This window comes from Variovorax paradoxus (assembly GCF_030815975.1).
Lineage (GTDB): Bacteria > Pseudomonadota > Gammaproteobacteria > Burkholderiales > Burkholderiaceae_C > Variovorax > Variovorax paradoxus_N.
On record NZ_JAUSXL010000002.1, the window covers coordinates 4,093,947 to 4,113,287 of the forward strand.

General features: G+C 67.0%; 20 protein-coding genes. 6 read left to right on the forward strand and 14 right to left on the reverse strand.

Annotation, left to right across the window (positions count from 1 at the left end):
- Nucleotides 1-136: 136 nt before the first annotated feature.
- Nucleotides 137-1,840 carry an electron transfer flavoprotein-ubiquinone oxidoreductase gene (locus QFZ47_RS22925; RefSeq protein WP_307657815.1) on the reverse strand — a complete coding sequence of 568 codons (1,704 nt, stop codon included), beginning with the start codon at nt 1,838-1,840 and terminating at the stop codon, nt 137-139.
- Between the two features lie 105 nt (nt 1,841-1,945).
- Between QFZ47_RS22925 and QFZ47_RS22930 the strand changes: the two genes are divergently transcribed.
- Nucleotides 1,946-2,728 carry an SDR family oxidoreductase gene (locus QFZ47_RS22930; RefSeq protein ID WP_307657817.1) on the forward strand — a complete coding sequence of 261 codons (783 nt, stop codon included), beginning with the start codon at nt 1,946-1,948 and terminating at the stop codon, nt 2,726-2,728.
- Nucleotides 2,729-2,750: 22 nt separating this feature from the next.
- Nucleotides 2,751-3,173, forward strand: a complete 423-nt coding sequence (locus tag QFZ47_RS22935; RefSeq protein ID WP_307657818.1) for an acyl-CoA thioesterase — start codon at nt 2,751-2,753, stop codon at nt 3,171-3,173.
- A gap of 9 nt (nt 3,174-3,182) precedes the next feature.
- Here QFZ47_RS22935 and QFZ47_RS22940 read toward each other — a convergent pair whose 3' ends face one another.
- Nucleotides 3,183-4,535: a sensor histidine kinase gene (locus QFZ47_RS22940; RefSeq protein WP_307657819.1), complete on the reverse strand. Its 1,353-nt coding sequence runs from the start codon at nt 4,533-4,535 to the stop codon at nt 3,183-3,185.
- The gene (locus QFZ47_RS22945; protein ID WP_307657820.1) at nt 4,532-5,206 is read right to left on the reverse strand and encodes a winged helix-turn-helix domain-containing protein; all 675 of its coding nucleotides are present in this window, start codon (nt 5,204-5,206) and stop codon (nt 4,532-4,534) included. Before QFZ47_RS22945 ends, QFZ47_RS22940 begins: the two co-directional genes overlap by 4 nt.
- Nucleotides 5,207-5,356: 150 nt before the next feature.
- On the opposite strand from QFZ47_RS22945, the gene QFZ47_RS22950 reads away from it, so the two are divergent.
- The 3 genes from QFZ47_RS22950 to QFZ47_RS22960 are packed head-to-tail and all read left to right on the forward strand — an operon-like array spanning nt 5,357 to nt 8,447.
- Entirely contained in the window at nt 5,357-6,082 is a 726-nt protein-coding gene (locus QFZ47_RS22950) for a phosphatase PAP2 family protein (RefSeq protein WP_370880605.1), read from the forward strand.
- Nucleotides 6,069-6,638 carry a phosphatase PAP2 family protein gene (locus tag QFZ47_RS22955; RefSeq protein WP_307657822.1) on the forward strand — a complete coding sequence of 190 codons (570 nt, stop codon included), beginning with the start codon at nt 6,069-6,071 and terminating at the stop codon, nt 6,636-6,638. Before QFZ47_RS22950 ends, QFZ47_RS22955 begins: the two co-directional genes overlap by 14 nt.
- A 57-nt stretch (nt 6,639-6,695) precedes the next feature.
- A complete protein-coding gene (locus QFZ47_RS22960) occupies nt 6,696-8,447 on the forward strand; it encodes a phosphoethanolamine transferase (RefSeq protein WP_307657823.1) in 1,752 nt (583 codons plus the stop codon).
- A gap of 13 nt (nt 8,448-8,460) precedes the next feature.
- Here the strand turns inward: QFZ47_RS22960 and QFZ47_RS22965 are convergent, their stop codons facing one another.
- From QFZ47_RS22965 to eat, 7 genes are all read right to left on the reverse strand, one after another.
- Nucleotides 8,461-9,039 carry a peroxidase-related enzyme gene (locus QFZ47_RS22965; RefSeq protein WP_307657824.1) on the reverse strand — a complete coding sequence of 193 codons (579 nt, stop codon included), beginning with the start codon at nt 9,037-9,039 and terminating at the stop codon, nt 8,461-8,463.
- Between the two features lie 65 nt (nt 9,040-9,104).
- Complete coding sequence (locus QFZ47_RS22970; RefSeq protein WP_307657825.1) at nt 9,105-10,373, reverse strand: HAD family hydrolase; 1,269 nt, start codon at nt 10,371-10,373, stop codon at nt 9,105-9,107.
- Nucleotides 10,374-10,471: 98 nt separating this feature from the next.
- Nucleotides 10,472-11,734: a type II toxin-antitoxin system HipA family toxin gene (locus QFZ47_RS22975; RefSeq protein ID WP_307657826.1), complete on the reverse strand. Its 1,263-nt coding sequence runs from the start codon at nt 11,732-11,734 to the stop codon at nt 10,472-10,474.
- Entirely contained in the window at nt 11,724-12,068 is a 345-nt protein-coding gene (locus tag QFZ47_RS22980) for a helix-turn-helix domain-containing protein (protein ID WP_307657827.1), read from the reverse strand. Before QFZ47_RS22980 ends, QFZ47_RS22975 begins: the two co-directional genes overlap by 11 nt.
- 69 nt (nt 12,069-12,137) lie before the next feature.
- Nucleotides 12,138-12,929: an ethanolamine ammonia-lyase subunit EutC gene (eutC, locus tag QFZ47_RS22985; RefSeq protein ID WP_307657828.1), complete on the reverse strand. Its 792-nt coding sequence runs from the start codon at nt 12,927-12,929 to the stop codon at nt 12,138-12,140.
- On the reverse strand, nt 12,926-14,320 hold the full coding sequence (locus QFZ47_RS22990) for an ethanolamine ammonia-lyase subunit EutB (RefSeq protein WP_307657829.1): 1,395 nt from the start codon (nt 14,318-14,320) through the stop codon (nt 12,926-12,928). The genes eutC and QFZ47_RS22990 overlap by 4 nt, the downstream gene beginning before the upstream one ends.
- A 13-nt stretch (nt 14,321-14,333) precedes the next feature.
- Complete coding sequence (gene eat / locus QFZ47_RS22995) at nt 14,334-15,755, reverse strand: ethanolamine permease (RefSeq protein ID WP_307657830.1); 1,422 nt, start codon at nt 15,753-15,755, stop codon at nt 14,334-14,336.
- 103 nt (nt 15,756-15,858) lie between these two features.
- Here eat and QFZ47_RS23000 point away from each other — a divergent pair, with 103 nt between their 5' ends.
- Entirely contained in the window at nt 15,859-16,284 is a 426-nt protein-coding gene (locus QFZ47_RS23000) for an FKBP-type peptidyl-prolyl cis-trans isomerase (protein ID WP_370880606.1), read from the forward strand.
- A 69-nt stretch (nt 16,285-16,353) separates the two neighbouring features.
- On the opposite strand, the gene argE is transcribed toward QFZ47_RS23000, so the two are convergent.
- The 4 genes from argE to QFZ47_RS23020 all read right to left on the reverse strand — a co-directional run bounded on the left by argE (nt 16,354) and on the right by QFZ47_RS23020 (nt 19,325).
- Nucleotides 16,354-17,493, reverse strand: coding sequence for an acetylornithine deacetylase (argE, locus tag QFZ47_RS23005; RefSeq protein ID WP_307657831.1), 1,140 nt, complete (start codon nt 17,491-17,493; stop codon nt 16,354-16,356).
- A complete protein-coding gene (locus QFZ47_RS23010; protein WP_307657832.1) occupies nt 17,490-17,735 on the reverse strand; it encodes a Rossmann-fold NAD(P)-binding domain-containing protein in 246 nt (81 codons plus the stop codon). Before QFZ47_RS23010 ends, argE begins: the two co-directional genes overlap by 4 nt.
- Nucleotides 17,736-17,954: 219 nt before the next feature.
- A complete protein-coding gene (locus tag QFZ47_RS23015; protein WP_307657833.1) occupies nt 17,955-18,587 on the reverse strand; it encodes a Rieske 2Fe-2S domain-containing protein in 633 nt (210 codons plus the stop codon).
- Between the two features lie 12 nt (nt 18,588-18,599).
- Nucleotides 18,600-19,325 carry an alanyl-tRNA editing protein gene (locus tag QFZ47_RS23020; RefSeq protein WP_307657834.1) on the reverse strand — a complete coding sequence of 242 codons (726 nt, stop codon included), beginning with the start codon at nt 19,323-19,325 and terminating at the stop codon, nt 18,600-18,602.
- Nucleotides 19,326-19,341: the final 16 nt, after the last annotated feature.

Genomic DNA, 19,341 nt, shown 5'->3' on the forward strand with positions numbered 1-19,341 from the left:
TCCTCCTTTATTTCGCTGCGCAAGGCACCCCATCGACGGGAGCGTTATGCGCAGCGGTCGTTGATCAGCCGTTCACCAGCAGCGTGCACGCGCCCTGGACAAGAGCGCCAAGAACAACAGCGCCCCAAGGGAAGAACTACATCCCCACGTAATTCGGCCCGCCGCCCCCTTCAGGCGTGACCCACACGATGTTCTGCGTCGGGTCCTTGATGTCGCAGGTCTTGCAGTGCACGCAGTTCTGCGCATTGATCTGCAGGCGCTCCTTGCCGGCGTTGGCTTCGTCGGGCACGAACTCGTAGACGCCGGCCGGGCAGTAGCGGCTTTCGGGGCCCGCGAACTTCGACAGGTTGATGTTCACGGGCACCGACGCATCCTTGAGCGTCAGGTGGGCCGGCTGCTGCTCCTCGTGGTTGGTGTTGCTGATGAACACGCTCGAGAGGCGGTCGAAGGTCAGCTTGCCGTCCGGCTTCGGGTAGGCGATGGGCTTGCACTCCGCCGCGGGCTTGAGGTACAGGTGGTCGGGCTTGTGGCGGTGCAGGGTCCATGGAATATGGCCCTTGAGCAGCCACTGCTCGATCCCGTTCATGAAGGTGGCAATGCCCAGCCCCTTCTTGAACCAGGCCTTGAAGTTGCGTGCCTTGTTCAGCTCCGTGTAGAGCCAGCTCTTCTCGAAGGCGGCCGGGTAGGCCGTGAGCTCGTCGTGCTGGCGGCCGGCCTGCACGGCGTCGAAGGCGGCTTCGGCGGCCAGCATGCCGGTCTTGATGGCGGCATGGCTGCCCTTGATGCGGCTCACGTTGAGGTACCCGGCCTCGCAGCCGACCAGCGCGCCGCCCGGGAACACCGTCTTGGGCAGCGACATCAGGCCGCCGGCCGTGATGGCGCGCGCCCCGTAGCCGATGCGCTTGGCGGGCTTGATGCCCTGGGCCTCGTCGCCTTCGAGATACCAGCGGATGTTGGGGTGCAGCTTCCAGCGCTGCATTTCCTCGAACGGGCTCAGGTACGGGTTGCTGTAGTCCAGGCCGGTGATGAAGCCCATGGTGACCTTGTTGTCCTCCATGTGATAGAGAAAAGCGCCGCCGTAGGTGTCGCTCTTCATCGGCCAGCCGGCCGTGTGCAGCACGAAGCCGGGCTGATGGCGCTTGGGGTCGATTTCCCACACTTCCTTCACGCCGAGGCCGTAAGTCTGCGGATCCTTGCCTTCATCGAGCTTGAACTTGGCGATCAGCTGGCGGCCGAGGTGGCCGCGCGCGCCTTCGGCAAACACCGTGTACTTGCCCAGCAGCTCCATGCCGAGCTGGAAGTTCTCGGTGGGTTCGCCGTCCTTGCCCACGCCCATGTTGCCGGTGGCCACGCCGCGCACCGAGCCGTTCTCGTTGTAGAGCACCTCGGCCGCCGGAAAGCCCGGGAAGATCTCCACGCCCAGGTTCTCGGCCTGCTGCGCCAGCCACTTGGTGAAGGCGCCCAGGCTGATGATGTAGTTGCCGTGGTTCTGGAAGCAGGCCGGCAAAAAGGCGTTGGGCGTGCGCAGGCCGGACTTCTCGCCGAGGAACACCATGGCGTCGTCGGTCACGGGCTGGTTCAGCGGGGCGCCTTGTTCCTTCCAGTCGGGCAGCAGCTCGTTGAGCGCGCGCGGGTCCATGATGGCGCCCGAGAGAATGTGCGCACCCGGCTCGGAGCCCTTCTCGAGCACCACCACCGAGATTTCCTTCTCGTGGTGGGCCGCGAGCTGCTTGAGCCGGATGGCGGTCGAGAGGCCGGCGGGACCGCCGCCGACGACCACCACGTCATATTCCATGGATTCGCGGGGGCCGAACTGGGCGAGGATTTCGTCGTGGGTCATGTGGGTCTCGTCGATAATGATTGGAGGCTCGGACGCTTCGAGGGCGCGAAACATTTTATGTGGAGTGCAGGGCGTCGCCCTGGCGACTCAACAGGACCCGTTTTCATGGCTTACAGCATCGATCTTTCGGGCCGCGTGGCCTTCGTCACCGGCGCTTCCAGCGGACTGGGTGCGCAGTTTGCCAAGACGCTGGCGCGCGCCGGCGCCGCGGTGGTGCTTGCGAGCCGCCGGCTCGAGAAATTGAAGGAGCTGCGCGCACGCATCGAGGGCGAGGGCGGCGACGCGCATGCCGTCGAGCTCGACGTCACCGACATCGGCAGCATCAGGGCCGCCGTGGCGCGCGCCGAAACCGAGGTGGGCCCGATCGACATCCTGGTCAACAACTCGGGCGTGAGCACAACCCAGCGCCTCTCGGATGTCACGCCCGACGACTACGACTACATCTTCGACACCAACGTGAAGGGCTCCTTCTTCGTCGCGCAGGAGGTGGGCAAGCGCATGCTGGCGCGCGCCGATGGATCGGCGCCGGGCACCTACATCGGCGGGCGCATCATCAACATCGCCTCGGTGGCGGCGCTCAAGGTGCTGCCGCAGATCGGCACCTACTGCATGAGCAAGGCCGCCGTGGTGCAGATGACCAAGGCCATGGCGCTCGAATGGGGCCGCTTCGGCATCAACGTGAACGCGCTGTGCCCCGGCTACATCACGACCGAGCTCAACGAGGACCACTGGGTCTCCGAGGGCGGCGCCAAGCTCGTGAACATGCTGCCGCGCAAGCGCGTGGGCAAGCCCGAAGACCTCGACGGCCTGATCGTGCTGCTGGCCAGCGGCCAGAGCCACTTCGTGAACGGCGCGGTCATTGCGGCCGACGACGGGTTCGCGCTCTGATCCTCTCCATCCAGGCCCACCGATGAGAATCGAGATCCCCGAAAAGAAGAAGCTCGTGTACGAAATGTCGATCCCCATCCGCTGGGGTGACATGGACGCCATGGGCCACCTCAACAACGGCACCTACTTCCGCTACCTGGAAACCGCGCGCATCGACTGGATCCGTTCGCTCGGCGTCGCGCCCGAACCGGGCAGCGAGGGCATGGTGATCGTCAATGCCTTCTGCAATTTCTACCGCCAGATCGAATACCCGGGCGACGTGCTGCTCAAGATGTACGTGAGCGACCCGGCCCGCACCACTTTCGAGAGCTGGGCCACCATGGCGCGCGCCGAGGCGCCCGAGCTGGTCTGCGCGGCGGGCGGGGCGACCACGATCTGGGTCGATTTTCCGAAGCAGAAGGCGCTGGCGCTGCCCGACTGGCTGCGCGCAGTAGTGAGCGAGTAGGGCGGGCCGCTACGCCGGCCGCAGCACGATGCGCGCCTCGAAGCCGCTGGCGGCGCCCGGCGGTGGCGACGCCAGTTCGAGCTTTGCGTTGTGCTTCTCGACAATGGTGCTCACGATCGACAGCCCGAGCCCGTACCCCGCGCGATCGGAGCTGTGGCGCACATGGCGCTGCTGCAGCGTGGCGAGCTGACCGGCGCTGACGCCCGCGCCGAAGTCGCGCACCGCGAGCGTGCAGGGCGCCATCACCTCGATCACCACCCGGCCGCTGCCGCCGTAGCGCAGCGCGTTTTCCACCAGGTTGCGCAGCGCGATCGCCAGCGCGTCGACATCGCCCGAGGCGAGCGGCGCGGCGTCGTCGGGCACCTTGAGCGCGAGCCGCTCGCTGATCTGCGGGTCGTTCCAGAAGTCCTGCGCCACGGCGCCGGCCAGCTGCACCAGGTCGACCCGTGCGCGCGCCAGCGATGCGGCCGATTCCGCGCGCGAGAGCTGCAGCAGCTTCTCGGTGCGATGGCTGAGCATCTGCAGGGCGTCGAGCGCCGCCTGGACGTCGTTGCGCTGCAGATCGTGTTCGAGTGCGGTCTGCAGGCGCAGCCGGGCGGCAGCCAGCGGTGTTCGCAGCTCATGCGCCGCATTGGCGGCCAGCGCGCGTTCGACGTCGAGCGAGTGCGACAGGCGTTCCAGCAGGCTGTTGACGTGGTCGCCCACCGAGCGTAGCTCGCGCGGCAGGCCGGGCAGCGTGATGGGGCGCAGGTCGGAGCCGCTGCGCTTCTCGATCTCGCCCGCGAGCTGCTGCAGCACGCGCAGTTCGTTGCGCGCCACCTTGCGCAGCACCAGCGCCAGCAGCGGCAGCACGGCACCCAGCGGAATGATCAGCCCGAACAGCGTGCGGTTCAGCGCCGAGCGCCGCTCGTCGAGCGGATCGGCCACCTGGAAGTAAAGGCCCTGCGCGGGATGCCGCACCGTATAGATGCGCCAGGTCTGGTTGTTGGCGAAGCCGGCGGCCAGCGGAACGTCGAAGGCATCGGTGGGCGCCTCGGCCGAGCGCAGCAGCACGTGCTCGTGGATGTCCACCACCTGGTACATCACCGCGTCCTCGGAGAACAGCTGCTTCGGCGCGATCATCGGCGTGTCCGGCGTGGCGCCCGGATGCTGCAGCTTGCCGAGCTCCTGCAGCGCCATGTCGAACATGCGGTGCGAGACCTCGACCAGCTCGTTGTCGAAGTTGTGGTTGATCTCGCGGTCCACATACCAGACCACCGCCAGCACGCACAGCATCCACACGCCGCCGACCCAGAGGATCAGGGTGCGCGTCAGGCGGCCGGCCAGCGTCTCGGGGCCGTCCGGCGGGCGTGGCGCCTTCATTCGTCGTCGCCTGCCGAGGTCGACAGCCGGTAGCCGAGCCCGCGCAGCGTCTGGATGTGGCTCTTGCCCAGCTTGCGCCGCAATCGGCTGATGAACACCTCGAGCGTGTTGCTGTCGGCCTCGTCGCCGAAGCCGTAGAGCGCGTCGGCCAGGTTCTCGCGGGTGTGGATGCGCTCGGGCCGCGTGGCCATCACGCGCAGCAGCGCCCATTCCTTCTGGGTGAGGACGACCGGGTTGCCGTCCTTGCGGACCCGGTCGTGTGCCAGGTCGATTTCCAGCGTTCCGAGATGCAGCACCGGCGAGCTGCCGGCGCTGCGCCGCCGCTCCACCGCGCGCAGCCGCGCCAGCAGCTCGGCCGGGTCGTAGGGCTTGATGAGGTAGTCGTCGGCGCCGGCGTCGAGCCCGCGGATGCGGTCGGTGACCTGGTCGCGCGCCGTCAGCACGATGACGATGGGCGGCTCGCGCAGCGCGCGCACCTGCGGCAGCAGCGAAAGGCCGTCGCCGTCGCCCAGGTGCAGGTCGAGCAGCACGGCGGCGTACTGCACCGAAAGCAGGGCGCCGCGGGCCTCGGCGAGGCTGGACGCCACGTCGACCACGAATGCCTTCGCGAGCAGATAGCTGCAGACGGCGTCTGCCAACGCAGTGTCATCTTCGACGAGCAATATGCGCACGCGATGTGGTCTTTCCAAAAAAACGCAGTCTAGCGCCGACTGTCGCGGGGCCGGGCGGCGTCAGTTCCCGTTCAGGGCCGCTTCAGGCTCGGTTCAGGCCATGAACGTAGGCTCTAGGGGTTTTCAGGCTTGCTTTGTTTCTTTCCGCCCATGATGCGTGTCCCGAATCTTCCCAGTCCCTCGAATCTCCGCCTGGGAGGCCTGACCCTCCTTGCATTGGCCCTGTTGCTGGCGTGGGACGCCACGGGGGGCGATCTCGCGCTGGCACGCCTGTCGGGCACCCCCATGGGTTTTCCGTGGCGCGAGAACGCCTTCCTGGTTCACGTGATGCACGAGGGCGCGAAGGATCTGAGCTGGCTGTTCGTGATGGCGCTGTTCGCCGGCATCCGCTGGCCGCTCGGCATCCTGCGGCGGCTGCCCGTCCGTGCGCGGGCGCAGCTGGCATTCACCGTGCTGCTCTCGGTCATCGCCATCAGCCTGCTCAAGCATGCGAGCCACACGAGCTGCCCCTGGGACCTTAAGGAGTTCGGCGGCGTGGCAACACACGTGTCGCATTGGGCGTGGAAGGTCTATGACGGCGGCTCGGGCGGGTGCTTCCCGGCGGGCCATGCCTCCGCGGCATTCGCCTACGCAGGCGGCTATTTCGCGCTGCGCCGGGTGTCGCCGCGCGCCGCCACCGTCTGGCTCGGCGTGTCCCTGGCCGCGGGGCTGCTGCTGGGCCTGTCGCAGCAATTGCGCGGCGCGCACTACATGAGCCATACGCTCTGGACCGCCTGGATCTGCTGGGTGGTGGGCTTTGCCATCGACCTGGCCGCCGCGCCTCGCGCCTCCCGATCGCCTGCAGCCGAACCTGCCGTCGTGCATGCAGGCCCTTGATGCCGCCCTGTTCGCGCTGATCAACGCCAGTGCCGCGGCGCCGGCGTGGAGCATTCATTTCGCGCGCTTTGCCTCCGATGTGCTGCCGGTCCTGCTGGCCACCGCGATCATCGGCGCGGCGGCGCTCGACCGGCGCCTGCGCTATGCCTGCTTCACCGCGCTGGTCAGCGTGCTGGCGGTCTGGATCTTCGTGAACGTGTTCCGCTCGGCCATGCCGTTCCAGCGGCCCGCCTTCTACGGGCTGGGCGTGCAGTGGGCGCCGCAGGGCGCACGGCCGGGTTTCCCGAGCCTGCATGCCGCGTGCACCTTCGCGGCGGCGTTTTCGCTCTGGTGCCTCCCATGGCGCGCGCCGATGTTCGCGGCGCTGGCGGTGGCCGCGGTGGTCGGATGGAGCCGCGTGTTCCTCGGGCTGCACTTTCCGCTCGACGTGGCTGCCGGGGTGGTGCTTGCCGCCCTGGTGTCGATCGTGGTGGAGCGCGGCGTCAGCCGGCCGCTGAACCTGGCGCTCAGGGCCTTCATGCGGCCCCGGCTCAGGGCGAGAAGGGCGCGAACCTGAACACCGGCTGAACGCGCAATTCAGGCTGCCTTCAGTTGCGCTTCCTACAGTCGGTCCATGTCTTTTTCAAGAATCGAACCCGCGCCCGCGCGGGGCGTGGAGTTGCGGGCAGCCGGTGCGCCGCAGCTGGCGTCCGTGCGCGCTCTCTGGGCGCGCATCGATCTGTGGCTGGTGCGGCCCCGCTCGGCGCAGCGCGTGGTGGTGTGGCTCGCCATCTACCTTGCCGTGGCCGCCAACTGGCCGCTGTGGAACGAACTGGCGCGCATCGGCGGGGCACCCAGCACCTACCTGCCCACGAGCGCCGCCATGGCAGTGCTCATGGTGTGCGCCACGGTGGCGCTGCTGTCCTTCACGGCCTGGTCGCGCTGGATGAAGCCGTTGTGGTTCGCGGTGGTGCTGCTGGCGGCGTTCGTGCAGCACTACATGCTCGAGTACCGGGTGGTGATGGACCCGACCATGATCGCCAACGTGCTGCAGACCGACCCGAACGAGGCGCGCGACCTGATGAGCTGGCGCATGGCCTGGCACGTGCTGCTGGTGGCGCTGCTGCCGGCGCTGGCGCTCTGGCGCGCGCGCATCATGCCGATGCGCTTCGCCTCCAAGCTCTGGCGCAACGCGGCGCTGCTGCTGCTGGCGGTGGCGCTCGCCCTGGTGGCCGCGGTGTCGATGAACCGGCAGCTCGCGCCGCTGATGCGCAACAACGTCCACCTGCGCTACATGATGAACCCGGTCGCGAGCCTCTATTCGGCCGGCTCGGTGGTCATCAGGCCGATGTTCAAGCGCAGCCGCAAGCTGATTCCCATCACGGCCGGAACGGCGCTGGGCGCGAGCTATGCGGGCCAGGCGCGGCCGCCGATGTTCGTGCTGGTGGTGGGCGAGACGGCGCGCGCCGACCACTTCGGCCTCAACGGCTATGCGCGCAACACCACGCCCGAGCTGGCGGCGCGCGGCGTGCTGAGCTGGCGCGATGTGCATTCGTGCGGCACCAACACGCTTGCCTCGGTGCCGTGCATGTTCTCGCCGCTGGGCAAGCAGGGCTACGAGTCGCGCAGCGACGACTACGAGAACCTGGTCGACGTGCTGCAGGCCGCGGGGCTGGCGGTGCTGTGGCTCGACAACCAGGCCGGCTGCAAGGACGTGTGCACGCGCGTTCCCAACGCCTCCGCCTTCGACAGCCTGTCTCCCGCGCAGAAGAGCGCGCTGTGCGACGGCGAGGAATGCCTGGACGACGTCATGCTCAAGGGGCTGGACGCGCGCATTGCCGCACTGCCCGCCGAGCGCCGCGCCAAAGGCGTGGTGCTGGTCATGCACCAGATGGGCAGCCATGGGCCGGCCTACTACAAGCGCTCGGCGCCCGAGGTGAAGCGCTACCTGCCCGAGTGCAGGACCAATGCGCTGGCCGAATGCGGCCATGCGGAGCTGCAGAACGTCTACGACAACTCGATTGCGCAGACCGACCATTTCCTCGGCCAGACCATCGACTGGCTCAAGGCGCAATCGGGCCAGTACGATCCGGGGCTGCTCTACGTGAGCGACCATGGCGAGTCGCTCGGCGAATACGGCTTGTTTTTGCATGGCGTGCCCTACAGCTTTGCGCCCGAGGCGCAGAAGCACGTGCCCATGGTCACCTGGTTCAGCCCCGGCATCAGCGAGCGTCGCAAGCTGTCGCGCTCGTGCATGGAGGCGGAGCTCGACGCGCCGCTCACGCACGACAACCTCTACCACACGGTGCTGGGGCTGATGGACGTGAGCAACCCCACCTACAAGCCCGCGCTGGACGCGCTCGCGTCCTGCCGGAGCAAGGCCTGAGGCACCGCGCTGTCTATTTCTTCTCGCGGGGCAGCCGCCCCATCAGGAAGAACTCGGTGTTCGGCTGCATGCCGCTGAAGCTTGCGAGGCGGTTGCTCAGGCCGAAGAAGGCGGTGATGGAGGCGATGTCCCAGATGTCCTCGTCGTCGAAGCCGTGGGCGTGCAGCGCGGTGAAATCGGCGTCCTCGACTTCATGCGAGCGCTCGCAGACCTTCATCGCAAAGTCGAGCATGGCGCGCTGGCGCGGCGTGATGTCGGCCTTGCGGTAGTTCACCGCCACCTGGTCGGCCACCAGCGGCTTCTTCTCGTAGATGCGCAGCAGCGCGCCGTGCGCCACCACGCAGTAGAGGCACTGATTGGCCGCGCTGGTGGTGGTGACGATCATTTCGCGGTCGCCCTTGGTGAGCGAGCCTTCCTCCTTCAGCATCAGCGCGTCGTGGTAGGCGAAGAAGGCGCGCCACTCGGCCGGGCGGCGCGCCAGCGCGAGGAACACGTTGGGCACGAAGCCGGCTTTTTCCTGCACCGCGAGGATGGCGGTGCGGATGTCTTCCGGCAGGTCTTTGAGCTCGGCGAGGGGATAGCGGTCGGCCATGTTCTGTCTCCTGGGTGGCAATGCCAGGATCATAGGCAACCGCCCGCCGTCACTGGGCCCGATGTCTACTTCAGCGCTTTCCCCTGGGCAGCACCCAAAGGAGTGTGCAGCTGCGAAGCCACCCACTGGCCGGTGTTGTCGTCGCGGCCCTGCAGCAGGTAGCGGGTGTCGGGCTTGCCGTAGTTCTGCACCGCCATGGCCGAGAACTTGCCGATGTCGGTCTTCGGGTCGCGCAGGCGGTTCACGATCAGCACCTTCTTCGTGTCGGCGAAGTCGGCCATCATGTTCTGGTCGCCCTCGCTGTCGCCGGCAATGAAGCAGGGCCCGTAGCCGTACTTGCTGACCAGGAAGCGCTGGATGTTCTTGGTCTTGCCGGGGCCCTGCGTCTGGTCGTAGCCGCGCCGGTACTCGGGCTGGATCACGCCGTTGGCGTCGCGCTCCAGCTCCATGGCCAGAACGCGCTCGGGCGGGTTGTTGTAGCCGAAGGCCGGGTTCGACGAGATCTCCTTGATCACATCGACGAAGGACGCCGAGCACACCCACACGTCGAAGCCCGCGTTGCGGAAGGCGGCATACAGCTCCTGCATCTCGGGCTGCAGCCGCAGGCCGTTCTTCCAGCTGACCGAGACCACGCCCGCCTGGCCCGGCAGCGCGGCCGGCGAGGTCCATTTCACCTTGGCCACGGGCTCCTTCAGCTGCCAGGCCACGGTCGCGGCCGTGAGCTTGCGCACCTGGGCTTCGGTCATGCCGACGAAGAGGTAGGTCACCCAGGGGTAGGCCGTGTCGTGGTCGAAGGTGTCGCCGATGGCTTCGTAGAGAAAGCGTACCTTGGTGGTGAAGGCAATGTAGTGCGGGCTCAGCTTCACCGCGGCCAGCGGCTGGCTGCCCTTGAGGCCGCTGTAGTTCTGGTAGAGCCAGGTGTAGCTGGCCACGATGTCGGGCACCAGCAGGTCGATGTTGACGGGCTTGCCCGCCGCGCTGTTGTACGCCGGCAGGAAGTCTTTCTTCGGGATGTTCTTGCGCAGCGCCACTTCGAGCTGCGCTGGCGTGGCACCGAACACCAGGTTCTCGAGCTGGTAGATCAGCGAGGCTTCCTCGATGTCGAGGAACACGCTGGTGTTGTCCCAGTCGAAGACCACGTAGGGCGGCCGGGCGGCGCTGTAGCCCGGGCTCGCCTTGCCGAGGCTGGCGATCAGGCCTTCGATCTGCGCGCGGTTGAAGGCGTCCCAGTGCCCGGGCGAAAGCGTCGCGGACGTAGAGGGGGCCAGGCTGGCGCAGCCCGTGGCGACGAGCGCGGCGGCGAGCGGCGTGAGAAGAATCAGGCGACGTTGCATGGGTTTCCTGTTGTTGTGCGGCGTTGATGGAAGGCCGAGCGTAGAGAACGCTCGTGACACTTCGATGCAGGCCTACGCATCAGCCATGCCAGCCCGATTCACAGGCCCTGCGCGCGGATGCGGTCGTACTGCTGTTCAATGAAGGCCGCCACGCGGCGCACCAACTCGCGGTTGCCGCCGGCCGCTTCGACGCTGGCCGCGGCCTGCACCGAAACGGTCTCTTCGGTCCGGCGGATGATGTCGTCCACGTCTGCCGCGCCCAGGCCGAAGTGGGGCGCCGCGGTGCGCGCCAGCGCGAGGCTCGATGCGTGCTGTCCCGGCAGGATGGCAAGCTCCTGATAGCCGGTATGGCCGCCCAGCTGCATGACGAGATCGAAGGCAGGCGCCAGGCGCCAGAGGCCGTCGCCCTGCCGCAAGGCGCCATGGTTCTTGACGTGGTCGTCGCTGTTGCCCACGGCCAGGTTGAACACCAAGCGGCGAAACAGCTCGGTCAGGTCTTCCTGCGGCCGCCCCGAAATGCGCCGCAGCAGCTGTGCCAGTTCGACATAGCTGCCGCGGCTGGATTCATAGGGCACATCGAGCAATGCCGAGGCCGACAGGTAGTGATGGCGCTGCTCGTCGTCCACGGGGCCGGTGCGGTCGAAACGCTCCACCAGCAGGGCGTGGCCGAACGCGAGGGGCTGCAGCAGGAACGCAGGCACGTCGATGCCGCAGGCGCTGGCCAGCCACAGGGTGGCCGCCTCGATCACCTCCACATCGTGGTCGTCGCCGCGTGAGGAAAACTTGGCGATGTAGCGCCGCCCTTCGTGTGCAAAGGCCGCCTTGGGGCGCGCGCCGCCCAGGCTGCCGCCGCGCAGCAGCAGATGCATGTCGGGCCCGATCTCCATGCCTTCCTCGACGCGGCGCGACGCTTCGGCAAGCTCCTCCAGCGACCAGAGCATGGAAGGCGGTTCTTCGCTTCGGATGGGCAATGCCTCGGCGAACACCATCGCACCGATGCGGTCCTCATTGGTCAGCAGCAGTGCGTCGACGTCCGACAGGGGGTTGCCGTGGCGGATCTCGAGCACCTTGCGTCCCCAGCTGTCGGGCAGGGCATCGCGCAGCGTGAGCGGCATGGCGCCACCTTCGCGGATGCGCCGCTCCGGCAATGCGAAGGCTGCGTCGCGCAGCGGCAGGTGCTCAGGGTTGAGCGGCATGGCCGGGGGATCTTCGAGGTAGCGCCGGCCATAGGCGAATTCGCCCGACTCCACGACGCCGCGGCGAACGAGCTTCATCAGGCCGGCAGGCTGCACCTCGTCGCCCGTGTGGCGCGCGAGCCCGACATAGATGCGCCGTTCGTCCCCGGCCTCGTCAGAAATCACGCTCGTCCTCCGCGATCACCCCGGCGGGCCCGCGTGCAGCAGACCTGCGGACGCGGCGCCTGGCTGCCAGGCCCACGGGTGCGGGAGCCAATGCATCGAGCGAGTCGATCTCGCCGAACAGCCACAGCGCGTGGGCCAGCAAGCCGATGCTGGTCGCTGGCTTGCCCGATTCGAGCGAGCGCAGGGTGGTGGGCGAGCACAGCAGGCGTTCGGCCATTTCCGCGATCGTCCAGCCGCGATGCACCCGGTGCGCACGAAGGCGCAGGCCGAGATTCCTCAGGGGCTCAGCGGTCTGCTGGGGCAGGGCGGAAAGGCTGTTGCTGCTTCTTGGCATCAATAAAATGGTCATTAAGTCACTTAATAACCATTATATTGACTATTTGTTATCGCCGCAAAACTAGGGCTAGCCAGGCAAGGACGGTCCCCGGCGGCCGGGCTCGAGCACCGCGAGATCGCTCTCGTCCTTGAGCCCGACGCCGGTCAGCCCCCGGCGCAAGGCCTCCCGCATCAGCCATGCCAGCTTGAACGCGGCGGCTTCGCAGGGCAGGCCTTCGGGGCGCACGTTCGAGATGCAGTTGCGCTCGGCATCGTGGCGGCCGCGCTTGGGCGAATGGGTCAGGTAGATGCCGAGGCTGTCGGGCGAGCTGAGCCCCGGGCGCTCGCCGATCAGCATCACCGAGAGCGCCGCGCCGAACAGCTCGCCGACCTCGTCGGCCAGCGCCACGCGCGCCTGGGTGGCGATGACCACGGGGGCAAAGCGCGTCTCGGGCGGCAGCTGCGGGCGCAGCGCGGCCAGCAGCGGAGCGGCATGGCGCGCCACGGCGAGCGAGGAGAGGCCGTCGCCGATGACGAGGCACACATCGCAATCGCTTTTCGCGGCGGCCCGCAGGCGCTGCGCATCGGCGGGGTCGAGCTGACGGCCGAGATCGGGGCGGCGCAGGTAGGTGGTGCGGTCTTCGGCACGGCTGCGCGCCCGCGCCACCTCCCAGTGCTGTTCGCGCAGCGTGGCTTCGAGCGCGTCGACATCGAGCGCCGCATGGATCGCATCGCGCGCCATCGCATGGGCCCAGCCGAAGCGCAGCGTTTCGTCGGTCGGCATGCCGGCGCCGGCGCGGCCCAGCGCCAGGCGCGCGGGCGTGGCCGAACGCCATTGCGCCCAGGGGTTCGGCGTGACGGGGTCGATGCTGCTGCTCATGGCGCGAGCGCGGTCAGCCCGCTCATGTCCGCCAGCAGGCGGTTGGCCGAGGGCGGCGCGAGCTGCCCGGCCGCATTGGTGATCTGCATGCGCTGCAGCCAGGCTTCGAATTCGGGCGCGCGCTTCAGGCCCAGCGTCTGGCGCAGGAACAGTGCATCGTGGAAGGAGGTGCTCTGGTAGTTGAGCATCACGTCGTCGGCGCCCGGAATGCCCATGATGAAGTTGATGCCCGCGGTGCCCAGCAGCACGAGCAGGTTGTCCATGTCGTCCTGGTCGGCCTCGGCATGGTTGGTGTAGCAGATGTCGCAGCCGATGGGCAGGCCCAGCAGCTTGCCGCAGCAGTGGTCTTCGAGCCCGGCGCGGATGATCTGCTTGCCATCGAAAAGATATTCGGGCCCGATGAAGCCGACCACCGTGTTGATCAAAAGCGGCTTATAGCGCCGCGCCAGCGCATAGGCGCGCACCTCGCAGGTCTGCTGGTCGACGCCGAAGTTGGCATTGGCCGAGAGCGCGCTGCCCTGGCCGGTTTCGAAGTACATCACGTTGTTGCCGACCGTGCCCCGGTTCAGTGCCAGCGCCGCGGCGTGTGCTTCGGCTAGCAGCTCGGGCGTGACGCCGAAGGACAGGTTCGCCTTCTCGGTGCCCGCGATCGACTGGAACACCAGGTCCACCGGCGCGCCGGCTTCGGCGAGCCTGAGCGTGTTGGTCACGTGCGTGAGCACGCAGCTTTGGGTGGGAATCTCGAAGCGCTGGATCACCTCGTCGAGCATGTGCAGCAGGCGGCCCAGCACCTGCATGCTGTCGGACACCGGGTTGAGGCCGATCACCGCGTCGCCCGCGCCGTAGAGCAGCCCGTCGAGCGTGGAGGCCGCCACGCCGCGCAGGTCGTCGGTCGGGTGGTTGGGCTGCAGGCGCACGGCCAGGTGGCCGGGCAGGCCGATGGTGTCGCGAAAGCGCGTGACCACGCTGCACTTCTTCGCGACCGACACCAGGTCCTGGTTGCGCATGAGCTTGGACACGGCCGCCACCATTTCGGGCGTGAGGCCGGGCGCCAGCGCGGTGAGCGACTCGGTGGTTGCCTGTTCGGAGAGCAGCCAGTTGCGGAAGTCGCCCACCGTGAGGTGCGAGACCGGCGCGAAGGCCTGCGCGTCGTGGCTGTCGATGATGAGGCGCGTGATGTTGTCGCTCTCATAGGGAATCAGCGCTTCGGTCAGGAACTGCTTGAGCGGCGTTTCGGCCAGCACGTGGCGCGCCGCCATGCGCTGCTGCGCGGTGGCCGCGCCGATTTCCGCGAGGTAGTCGCCCGAGCGCGCCGGGCTGGCCACGGCCATGACCTGCTTCAGGTCGTCGAAGACGAAGACCTGGCCAGCGATGGTGGTGCGATAGCGCATCTTTCCTTCTTCTTCACAGGGTACGCGTCGAGGAAAGCATCTCGTCGGGCGCCGCCGCCTTGCGCTGCGCCGATGTCAGCAGGAAATAGCCGTAGGCCGCCGCCATCAGCACCAGGAACAGCAGCGTGAGCATGGCGTTGAACCACACCATGGCGCCTAGGCAGACCACGCCGAGTCCGAGCGCAATGGCGGGAAACACCGGGTAGAACGGCGCGCGGTAGGTGCGCAGCAGGTTCGGTTCGGTGCGGCGCAGCCTGAAGAGCGCGGCCATCGAGATCAGGTACATCACGATGGCGCCGAGCACCGCCATGGTGACGATGTTGGCGGTGAGCGTCTGCCCGCCGAACTGCACCCACTCATCGCTGAAGATGGCCACCACGCCGATCACGCCGCCCGCCAGCAGCGCGCGGTGCGGCGTGTCGAAACGCGGGCTCAGGCCGGCGAAGTAGCGCGGCAGGTAGCCCGCGCGCGCCAGCGCGAAGATCTGGCGCGAGTAGCCCATGATGATGCCGTGGAACGAGGCGATCAGCCCGAACAGGCCGATCCACACCAGCATGTGCAGCCAGCCGCTGTTGTCGCCCACCACCGCCTTCATGGCCTGCGGAAGCGGGTCGTTGATGTTGGCGAGCTTGCGCCAGTCGCCCACGCCGCCCGCGAAGATCATCACGCCGAAGGCCAGCACCACCAGCGTGACGATGCCCGTGGTGTAGGCGATGGGAATGGTGCGGTGCGGGTCGCGCGCTTCCTCCGCGGCCATGGCCGCGCCTTCGATGGCCAGGAAGAACCAGATCGCGAACGGTATCGACGCGAAGATGCCCGAGATGGCCGCGCCGTTGAGCACGCTGCCGCCGGCCCAGCCGTTGGCAACGAAGTTGGCCATGGTCCAGCCCGGCGTGACCACGCCCATGAACACCAGCAGCTCGACGATGGCCAGCACCGTCACGAACAGCTCGAAGGCCGCCGCAATGCCGATGCCGACCCAGTTGAGCGCTATGAAAATCACGTAGGCACCCAGCGCGAACCACTTCGGGTTGATGCCCGGGAACTGCACGTTGAGGTAGGCGCCGATCGCCAGCGCAATGGCCGGCGGCGCAAAGACGAATTCGATCAGCGTGGCAAAGCCCGCCACGAAGCCGCCCGTCGGCCCGAAGGCGCGCCGCGCATAGGCGAAGGGACCGCCCGCATGCGGGATGGCGGTGGAGAGCTCGGTGAAGCTGAAGATGAAGGTGGTGTACATCGTGGCCACCAGCACCGTGGCCACCAGGAAGCCGAGCGTGCCGGCGGTATTCCAGCCGTAGCTCCAACCAAAGTACTCACCCGATATGACCAGGCCCACGGCAATGCCCCAGAGCTGGACCGGGCCGAGGACCTTCTTCAGATGGCCGGTGCCGGCCGGAACAGCGGCTGCGGCCGGCGTGACTGCGGTGGACTGCATGGGGCTTCCTCTTTTTGCGGATGTTGACAGTGCGTATCCAGCAAAGCAAGGCCCGTTCCATCGCTGGCCATAATCGTGCTTTTCCAATCTCCCGAGGTGTTCAGTGAAGTCTTCCTCTTCTTCGTCTCTCTTCTGTGCCGCTCTTCTCTCGCTGTGCGCGGTGTCCACCGCCTGGGCGCAATCGGCGCCCGTCACCACGCCGAGCGGCCTGGTCTACCAGTCGCTGAAGGAAGGCTCCGGCGCATCGCCCGCCGCAACCGACGTGGTCAAGGTGCACTACCGCGGCACCTTCCCCGACAGCGGCAAGGAATTCGACAGCTCCTACAGCCGCGGCGAACCCACCGAGTTTCCGCTCAACGGCGTGATCCCGTGCTGGACCGAGGGCGTGCAGAAGATGAAGCCCGGCGGCAAGGCCAAGCTGACCTGCCCGCCGGCCATTGCCTACGGTTCGCGCGGCGCGGGCGGCGTGATTCCGCCGAATGCCACACTGAATTTCGAAGTCGAGTTGGTGTCCGTCAAGAAGCGCTGATCGAGGCCGGCGTCCCCGGGGTGGCTTGCGTCGGGGTCTCGATGGCGGCGAGGGCGGCGTCGAGGCTTTTCACGCTGTCTTGAGCGTCGGAGTGAATTGAATGGTGGCTTCGCAGAGCGCCCAGGCGCCGGCCGATTGCATGAAGCGATCGGCCGCCTGCAGCTGGGTGGCGCAGATCCATTCGTCGGGCTGGTGCGCCTGGGCGATGGAGCCGGGCCCGCACACCACCGTTGAAATGCCGGCCTGCTGGAAGAAGCCCGCCTCGGTGCCGAACGGCAGGTCCGCCTCCGGCCAGAGCGCGCCGAGTTCGCGCGCGGTAGAGACCGCTGCGTCGTTGTTGCGCGTGGACAGCGCTGGCACGCCGGCGGTCTGCAGGGCCTCGACCGTGATACCGATGGGAAGGTCCGCCAAGGCATCGCGGACCGCATCGCGCACGAGCGCTGCCGCCGTTTCATCGTGCGGGCGGAACTCCCACAAGACCTCGCAGCAGCCCGGCACGATGTTGATGGCCGTGCCGCCCTCGATCCGGCCGATGTTGAGCGTGGCCTCGCTGCCCTGCCTGGCAAAGCTTCGCCGCAGGCCGGCCAGGCGTGTGACCAGGTAGGCGGCGGGCTCGATCGCGCTGGCACCGAGCGAGGGGTCGCTCGAGTGCGCGGGCAGTCCGCGGAAGATCGCCCGGTGCCCGAAGAAGCCGCGGTGCCTGACGCCGATGCGCATCTCGGTCGGCTCGCCGATGATGGCCAGCGCAGGCGCCTGCACCTGCGTGTTCAAGCGGCTCACGAGCCGGGGAACGCCCAGGCACCCGATCTCTTCGTCATAGGAGAAAGCGAGGTGGATCGGCCGGCGCAGCGGCCGCTGCTGCCACGACGGAACTGCCGACAGGCAGGCGGCGATGAAACCCTTCATGTCCGCCGTGCCACGGCCGTGGAAGCGGCCGTCGCGTTCGGCCAGCGTGAAGGGGTCGGAGCGCCAGTTCTGGTCGGCCACCGGCACGACGTCGCTGTGCCCCGAAAGCACCATGCCGCCGGCCGTGTCGGGGCCGATGCTGGCCAGCAGGTTCGCCTTGCGTTCGTCCGCGCTGTGCACGAGGTGCACTTTCACGCGGTGCGACGCGAGGTAGTCGGCAATCCAATGGATCAGTTGCAGGTTCGATCGGTGCGAGGTTGTGTCGAACGCCACCAGGGTCCGAAGGATCTCGACGGTGGTCATGCGGCACCCGCAGGGTCGAAGCCGTCGCGCTCCGAGGCCATCCGGATCAGGCCACCGGCGTTGATCACGAAATCCGGTGCGTACAGGATCTCCCTGCCGCGCAACTGTGCGCCGTGCTCGTCGCGGGCCAGCTGGTTGTCCGTGTCATGAATGGCGATGATGACGTGCAACCCGACGCTATCGTCGCAGACGAAGACGATCTGCTCGTGGTTCTTGAAATGTTCAGGGTCTGTGAGTTTCATGTAGGCGGAAACGCAAGATAGGTACAGCAGAAGGCGGTGCAGATATAGCAATAGCGCCACGGGACGAACATCGCGGCTTGCTAGGAGGAATAATTGAGTCATGTGATGGCCTCGCTGTGGACTTAGCATGACAGGGGAGGACGCCGCGATATTGGTGAAAATTTGAAGCTGTGAATATCAGGCGCGGGATGGCAGCATGGCGTGTGCAGCCGTGGTCGATCACATCGATTCGAACAGCCTTCGGTACTCGTCAAGTACAAAGTTTCGCAGTGAAAGTTGATGGCTGGATTCAATCGATATCCCATTCGATGAGAATTCTAATTTTTCAAAACCCATCCAAGATTCGATTTGAAGTTTGATTGACGATGCGAAAAAATTTGCATCAATGTCTTCGGTGCCAGAGAGAATTTCAGGGAGTTTTGGCTCGCCATGAGGAATCAGGCAAGTCCAGATAAGCCCGAGGTGTTCAATGGATGGAAACAGCGCCACGCTGAAGCATTCCGGGGCTTTGGGCGCGAGTTTCTCCGGCACCTTGCGGCACAGGCCATCGGACCCGAAGCGCAGGCCGTGGTAGGCGCACACCAGTTCGTCGCCTTCGATGCGCCCCGCGCTCAGCGGCAGCCCGCGGTGCGGACACACGTCGCGGGCGATGCGAATGCCGTTGGGCATGCGGTAGATGGCCAGTCGCAGATTCAGCAGGGTCAGCTGCCTCGGCTTTGCCGCCACCGCGTCGACACGGGCGACTGGAAACCACTGCCTTGCCAGCACGGGCCAGTCTCCCTCGGCAAACGTGCAGTTCGGCGGCCGGAACCCATCGGGCAGAGGCAGGGCGCGCGGGGAGGGCGGTTCCATGGGCTGCGCCGCCTACTTGACCAGGCCGACCCGAATCCTGCGGTTGTGCTGCCCCTTGTTCTCGATCTTCAGGATGCGCAGCGGTGCCGATTGCGAGGTCTTCGACAGATGGGTGCCGCCGCAGGCCTGCCGGTCCAGCCCCACGATCTCGATGATGCGCGTGGTGCCGTCGTCCTGGCTCGGCGGTGCCACGGACCGGCTGCGCAGCACCCCGGGCTCGCGCGCGAGTTCGGCCGCGTTGAGGTACACCGCATTCACCTGCAGTCCGTCCGAGATGAGGGTGTTGAGCTCGGGCTCGAGCTTGCGCAGCTCGTTGTTGTCGACTTCGGGCAGGTCGAAATCGATGCGGGCCGTGCCGTCGGCTGCCATTTGCACGCCCGTGACCAGCGAGCCCTCGAAACGCTGATAGACAAGCGCATTGAGGATGTGCAGGCCCGTGTGCAATTGGCTCATCATGGAACGGAACTCCCGGTCCACACTGACGGTGACCCTGTCGCCGGGCACCGCTCCGATATCGGCCTCGTCGAAGCAATGCCACGCATTGCCGCCTTCCGCTTCGATCCGGCTGATCTTTAATTCGCCGCCATTCCATTGCAGCGTGCCGCGGTCCGCCAATTGGCCGCCACCGCCCGGGTAGAAGAAAGAGCGGTCCAGGAGAACGGCATTCGGGCGGCGTGCGATGACGTCGGCGTCGAAGTTGAAGCAATCGGGCTGGGTATGGCAAAGGTAGCGTGACATGATTCTTGATTTGCAA

Coding starts and splice junctions, on each gene's coding strand:
- QFZ47_RS22955 (WP_307657822.1), top strand. CDS start 6,069: ATGCAGGCCCTTGATGCCGCCCTGTTCGCGCTGATCAACGCCAGTGCC.
- QFZ47_RS23015 (WP_307657833.1), bottom strand. CDS start 18,587: ATGGAACCGCCCTCCCCGCGCGCCCTGCCTCTGCCCGATGGGTTCCGG.
- QFZ47_RS22950 (WP_370880605.1), top strand. CDS start 5,357: ATGATGCGTGTCCCGAATCTTCCCAGTCCCTCGAATCTCCGCCTGGGA.
- QFZ47_RS22930 (WP_307657817.1), top strand. CDS start 1,946: ATGGCTTACAGCATCGATCTTTCGGGCCGCGTGGCCTTCGTCACCGGC.
- eutC (WP_307657828.1), bottom strand. CDS start 12,929: ATGAGCAGCAGCATCGACCCCGTCACGCCGAACCCCTGGGCGCAATGG.
- QFZ47_RS22940 (WP_307657819.1), bottom strand. CDS start 4,535: ATGAAGGCGCCACGCCCGCCGGACGGCCCCGAGACGCTGGCCGGCCGC.
- eat (WP_307657830.1), bottom strand. CDS start 15,755: ATGCAGTCCACCGCAGTCACGCCGGCCGCAGCCGCTGTTCCGGCCGGC.
- QFZ47_RS22935 (WP_307657818.1), top strand. CDS start 2,751: ATGAGAATCGAGATCCCCGAAAAGAAGAAGCTCGTGTACGAAATGTCG.
- QFZ47_RS22970 (WP_307657825.1), bottom strand. CDS start 10,373: ATGCAACGTCGCCTGATTCTTCTCACGCCGCTCGCCGCCGCGCTCGTC.
- QFZ47_RS23010 (WP_307657832.1), bottom strand. CDS start 17,735: ATGAAACTCACAGACCCTGAACATTTCAAGAACCACGAGCAGATCGTC.
- QFZ47_RS22960 (WP_307657823.1), top strand. CDS start 6,696: ATGTCTTTTTCAAGAATCGAACCCGCGCCCGCGCGGGGCGTGGAGTTG.
- QFZ47_RS22990 (WP_307657829.1), bottom strand. CDS start 14,320: ATGCGCTATCGCACCACCATCGCTGGCCAGGTCTTCGTCTTCGACGAC.
- QFZ47_RS22965 (WP_307657824.1), bottom strand. CDS start 9,039: ATGGCCGACCGCTATCCCCTCGCCGAGCTCAAAGACCTGCCGGAAGAC.
- argE (WP_307657831.1), bottom strand. CDS start 17,493: ATGACCACCGTCGAGATCCTTCGGACCCTGGTGGCGTTCGACACAACC.
- QFZ47_RS23020 (WP_307657834.1), bottom strand. CDS start 19,325: ATGTCACGCTACCTTTGCCATACCCAGCCCGATTGCTTCAACTTCGAC.
- QFZ47_RS22925 (WP_307657815.1), bottom strand. CDS start 1,840: ATGACCCACGACGAAATCCTCGCCCAGTTCGGCCCCCGCGAATCCATG.
- QFZ47_RS22980 (WP_307657827.1), bottom strand. CDS start 12,068: ATGCCAAGAAGCAGCAACAGCCTTTCCGCCCTGCCCCAGCAGACCGCT.